Here is a 4,445-nt window from a genome sequence, read left to right on the forward strand (position 1 = left end):
CCCGAAGACCGGCCATGAGTCGGACTCGGGGTACTACTGGCTCCGCCAGGAGCCGCCCGTCCGAACGCCTGCCGCAAACGCCCCACCAACGTAAGGGACTTCGCTGGCGGTGGCTCACCGGGAGCGTGGTCGGGGCGGTACGGGGCGTGCGTCACGGGCTGTTCTCCAGAAGGGAGCGAGGCAGGGGCGTCGGCAGGCAAGGGCGGGCTGAGTGCTGGTGGTCAGCGCGCCGTCCACGGGTGTGGATGAGCGGGCGGCGAGCAGGGCGGTGGCCGACCGCCTGGCAGGGGTGACCGGAAGGGGTTCCGGTCACCCCTGCTGGGATTCCGGTCAGCCGCTGTCGGGACTGGTCTCGGCGGCTTCTATGTCGGGCCGGAGGATCTCCATGACCTCGGTCTGCCGTTCACTGCCGATCGTCAAGTCCCTGTCCTTAACGGCCTTCCGGAGAAGGGAGCGGCTGAGTGTGCCGTGCTCAGCGAGGGAAATCCGGCCGATCTCCACGAGCTCCGCGAGCGTGGCCTTTGGCGGACGGCCACCGCGTGGCTTGCTCTCCGAAACCATGGGCGGTGGTTCCGGCGGCTGGACGGATCCGGCGGCCGGAGGCTCAGTGAGCTGGACCGCATCGGCCGGTAGCTCGGCGTGCTTGGCGGTCGACGTGCCCGGACGTATCGGCGTCTGGACGGGTGCGGTGTCCGAGTGGTCGGTGGGTCGGTCGACGAGCTGGTGGATCTGCCGCATCAGGACGCCGAAGGCCAGCAGAGCGGCGGTCGGGGGAACCGCGGCGACCACGTAGTCGAGCAGAGGCACGGCGCTGGCATTGCCGGTGCCGCTGACCCCGGCCACGTTGAGCGCGATGGAGCCGACCGAACCGGTGGCCGTGAGGGCGATGGCCCATCCGTCGGTGACGCGGCGCAGACCCGCGCGGAGCATGAGGAGTTCGCCCGCGACAATGAAGGCGTCCAGGGTCGCGGGCCAGGCCCACTGGCGGACCGGGGAGCTCTTGAGGCCGTGCTGTCCGGCGACCTCGGCGAGGTGCGCGTAGGAGAGCCAGAACCCGCCGGCGGTGAGTGCCACGATGACGGTTCCCGCCGCGACGAGCGCGTACCGCTCTGCGGTCTGTTTGGTCGTCATCGGCGGTTCTTCGCCAGGGCGAGGGTCCCGGTGGGTGGGTGTGGAGAGGGTGGTCAAGCGGGGTTCTCCTGGGGTGGTGGCGTAGTCCGTCTTCGCCGTCCTGGCCGTTGCAAGCGCAGGTCAGGGCCGGTACGGCAGGGGGCTCGGTATGCCGTCCTGGCGGCACCGACGCGTCTTGGGGCATGGGCGGGCGGTGAGGGCTGCGGTTCGGTGGCCGTGGACGGATCGATTCCGTCGTGCCGTCCCGGCCGCATGCGCTGTGACCTGCGGTGATACGGCAGGGACGCCCAGGACGGCACAAGACGGAACCGGGTGGCGTCCCGGCGGGCAGCAACGACGGTCATGATCGTGTTGCCGTCCTGACCCCGGTTGCCGTCTTGCCCGTATGCCGTTTGACCTGCGGGATTACGACAGGGACGGCAAGGACGGCAACCGGGGGCGGGGGCTCAGCCCTCGCTGCGGGCGGGGCCGGTGCCGACCGGGTGGACGGTCGGGCAGTAGCGGCGCCACGCGTCGAGGAACTTGTTGCGCGTGTAGCCCTTGCGCTGGGTGCCGTCGGCGAGGCGGACGTTGCCGGGCCGGATGTCGAAGTCGCGCAGCAGCGAGCCGAGCTCACGCGGGCTCAGCCCGTTGCGCCCCCACTCCGCCCACGGGCCTTCCAGGTCCTGGCGCAGGTGGTGGAGGAGTTCGTCCGTGGAGAGGCTGTCGACCTCGCGCTGGGCGACGAAGACCCGGCGGATGTCGGCCAGGATCCGCGCTGAGCTCGGGTGGTCCTCCTCGGCCGCCGCTTCGGCCGCGACCATCTGCGCGCATGCCGCGCGGGCGAGGCGGGGCCAGGGCCCGGCGGCGAGGTCGGCGACGATCACCAGGGGCTCCCAGGTGTCGGCAGCGCGGTCCTCCACCGGCATGGCCGGTTCCAGGTCGGCTGCCTCGTCCAGCAGCGGCCGTATCCATGCGGCGATGCGGTCGCGCAGGTCGTGGAGGGCGGGAGTGTCGCGGCGGGAGCGGAAGGGCTTGACGCTCTCGCCCTCGGCCCGGCGGCGCATGCGGATCACCACGGACCGGTCCATGATCGTGTCCGGCAGGTCGCCGATCCCCGCGAGGGCAGCCATGGCGAAGGTGGCGAACCGGTGCGGGGTGTGGTCGTTGCCGACGACGCGGGTGACGTACCGGTTGCGCTGGTGGCCGGCGTTGAGCAGGCCGCGCATCTCCTCGTTCTTCTCCGCCTGCTTCGGCGTGCCGAAGATGGTGTCGGCCTCGTCCACCAGCAGGGTGGGCGGTTCGTCGGTGATGGAGCGGAAGATTGCCGCCGGCGTGGTGTTGATGGTGAGCATCGGCTCGTGGACCGTCTCAGTCAGCACGTCCAGGAGCCGTGACTTGCCGCACCGCTTCGCCGGCCCGACCACCGCCAGGCGCGGGGCGTGCTGCCACGCGGGCTGCAGGTGCGTGGCCGCCACCCACAGCGTGACCGCGTCCAGCGCCTGCTGGGAGGGCAGGATCACGAACTGGGCTATCTGCGAACGCAGTTCGTTCAGCAGCTCGGAGCCGTACGTCGGCTCCGGGTCCGGCACCGCCTCCTCGACAGGCTGATCCGCTGGAGCCGTATCCGGCGCCCGCTCATCGGCCGCCAGGGCGGCTTCAGGCGCGGAACCGGGCCGGCCGGGCACCGCGACCGTCGGCCATACCGCTTTGCCGGGTGCGGAATAGGGCTCGGGTGTCGTAGGTTGCACAGGCAAGCTCCTTATCCGGTGACGTCGGGCATGCAGGCCCGACTCACGCAGGTCGTTCGTTGGAATGCGGGCAGTGGAGTGTGCTGAGCCTCCGGCGTTGGCCCGCCGGGGGCTTTCTCGCTTCCTTGGCCGGGGCGAGGGAACACGGACAGTACGTCCACGTCCGGCCACAGTCCAGCGTTTCTGTGTCAGCTCAGCGCAGAAGCGTCTGCTATGGGCTCGGGTGGTCATGCGGCCAGGCCGAGCAGGTTCAACAGGTCGGCGGTCACGACGCGGTACGCCTTGCCCAGGCGCAGGACCTTGCAGGGGTACTGGCCCCGCTTGGCCAGCTCGTAGCCCTTGCTCCGCCCCAGCCCCAGCGCGCGGTTGCCGGTGTCCAGGTCAACGGCAGCAGGCAGGGCCAACAGCTCATCTCGCGTCATGCCCTTGGGCTGCTTGGCGGTCTCGTTGTTGCGCATGCAGTGTCCGTCCATGAGTGAGCCCTCGGCGAACGCGGCATCACGTCCGGCTCCAGGCGATCACTAACCATCATCGGGAAGCTAATGTGTCTCCATGACACAACGCCGTTTTGATCCTAGAGATGACGAGGACGACGTCCCGGAGTGGGTGGATCAGGTGATGGCCACGGTGGCCACCGAGGTCCGCAGACGCAGGAAGGAGCTACGCATGAGCGCCCAGGACCTGGCCGACCGCTGCGAGGAGATCGGCCACCCGATCCCGCGCAACGTGATCGCCAACATGGAATCCGGCCGCCGCGCCAGCCTGCCCCTGGTCGACGTCCTCGTCCTCGCCGAAGCCCTGCGGACCTACCCGATCTGCCTGCTCTACCCCGTCGGCTACGTCGACAGAGTCCAACGCCTTCCCCTTCAGCACTCCGAACCAACCTGGGCTGCCATGCGCTGGTTCACCGGCGACAGCGAGGACTTCGGCATGGAAGACGACATGCTCCGCTCCTTCCGCGCCCACGTCAGCCACCAGCGCGCCGCCCTGGCCGCTCTGAAGGGCGAGAAGCACGAGCGCTGGAAAGCCGAGACGGCACCCAACCAGGCCGAACGCGAGGAAGCCGTACTCGCCCAAGCCGACTACGCCGAAAGAGCGTTGGAAGCCAAGTACCGGCTCAGCAGCGCCCGCGCCTTCATCCGCGAAGACGGCGGCACACCACCGCACCTGCCACCAGAACTCGCCGACGTCGACCCACCCGTCGGCGACACCACAGAGGAGAATGATCTTTGAAGGGTTCCACCCACCGCCGCTGCTACTGCCGCGACGCCCACACCGGTAAGCCGCTCGGTAAGCAGTGCCCGAAGCTCTCCAGCCGCAAGCACGGCTCGTACTCGATACGCCAGGAGCTCCCGCCCCGCGAAGACGGCACCCGCCGCTCCTTCAGCCGCGCCGGCTACGAGAGCCTCAAGGCGGCCCAGGCCGACCTCGACCACGTCCGCGCCCTGCTCGGCCTCGCCGACACCGACGACCCCGAGGGCATGGCGCTGATCGCCGCCATGCTGGAGGAGGTCGGCGACGAGAAGTCGCCACTGAGTGGTGTGCATCGTGAAGTCGCAGGTCACGGGTCTGGTGTGAATGGTG

General features: G+C 69.7%; 4 protein-coding genes and 1 pseudogene. 2 read left to right on the top strand and 3 right to left on the bottom strand.

Annotated features, from left to right (window positions below; all coding sequences use genetic code 11):
• Window positions 1–330: 330 nt before the first annotated feature.
• From RB628_RS39445 to RB628_RS39455, 3 genes are all read right to left on the bottom strand, one after another.
• Complete coding sequence (locus RB628_RS39445; RefSeq protein WP_318325471.1) at window positions 331–1,131, bottom strand: DUF2637 domain-containing protein; 801 nt, start codon at window positions 1,129–1,131, stop codon at window positions 331–333.
• Window positions 1,132–1,577: 446 nt separating this feature from the next.
• Window positions 1,578–2,861: a DUF3631 domain-containing protein gene (locus RB628_RS39450; protein WP_318325472.1), complete on the bottom strand. Its 1,284-nt coding sequence runs from the start codon at window positions 2,859–2,861 to the stop codon at window positions 1,578–1,580.
• A 227-nt stretch (window positions 2,862–3,088) separates the two neighbouring features.
• On the bottom strand, window positions 3,089–3,319 hold the full coding sequence (locus RB628_RS39455; RefSeq protein WP_318325473.1) for a hypothetical protein: 231 nt from the start codon (window positions 3,317–3,319) through the stop codon (window positions 3,089–3,091).
• Between the two features lie 94 nt (window positions 3,320–3,413).
• On the opposite strand from RB628_RS39455, the gene RB628_RS39460 reads away from it, so the two are divergent.
• Both RB628_RS39460 and RB628_RS39465 read left to right on the top strand, forming a co-directional pair.
• Window positions 3,414–4,094 carry a helix-turn-helix transcriptional regulator gene (locus RB628_RS39460; RefSeq protein WP_318325474.1) on the top strand — a complete coding sequence of 227 codons (681 nt, stop codon included), beginning with the start codon at window positions 3,414–3,416 and terminating at the stop codon, window positions 4,092–4,094.
• Window positions 4,091–4,445 (top strand): annotated as a pseudogene (locus RB628_RS39465) (site-specific integrase); the annotation flags it as partial. The gene RB628_RS39460 and the pseudogene RB628_RS39465, both read left to right, overlap by 4 nt.

It is taken from the genome of Streptomyces sp. ADMS, assembly GCF_033441795.1.
Classification (GTDB): domain Bacteria; phylum Actinomycetota; class Actinomycetes; order Streptomycetales; family Streptomycetaceae; genus Streptomyces.